Below are 456 nucleotides of genomic sequence, written 5' to 3'. Positions count from 1 at the left end.
GATCTGGGGCGGGGCCATGCTGACCTGCGACGGGGCGACATAGATGCGCTGCGGCGCGATCTGGACGGGCGGCGCCTGGACATAGACCGGCGGCTGATCGACGTAGCTCTGCTCGTAACGCTGCTCATAGCGGTGTTCGTAGCGAACCGGCGGGCGAACGGGCGGACGGCAGTTGCAGTCGACCGGACGGCCCGGATACGGACGCCAGCCGATATAGTCGCGGCCGAAACCATAGACCGGATAGCCGACCGGGGCGCTGACCGGAGGACGGCCGACCAGGACCGAGGTCGCGCTGACGCCGCCGACATAGCCGCCGCCGTAGTAGCCGTCCGAATAGCCGCCGCTTCCGACATAGGTCGTGCCGCCGCCGACATAGCCGCGCTGGAAGCTGGACGAACTGGAATAGGACCGGGCGCTGCTCGCCGAATAGCTCGAGGCGCTTGCATAGGCGTTGGC

At 68.0% G+C, this 456-nt stretch carries 1 pseudogene; it reads right to left on the bottom strand.

Annotated elements, in window-relative coordinates:
* A pseudogene (locus JWG43_RS20810) lies at positions 1-456 on the bottom strand (hypothetical protein); the annotation flags it as partial.

The sequence above is a fragment of the Desulfobulbus alkaliphilus genome (assembly GCF_016918545.1).
Taxonomy (GTDB): Bacteria; Desulfobacterota; Desulfobulbia; order Desulfobulbales; family Desulfobulbaceae; genus Desulfobulbus; species Desulfobulbus alkaliphilus.
This window is presented reverse-complemented; position numbering and strand designations above follow the sequence as displayed.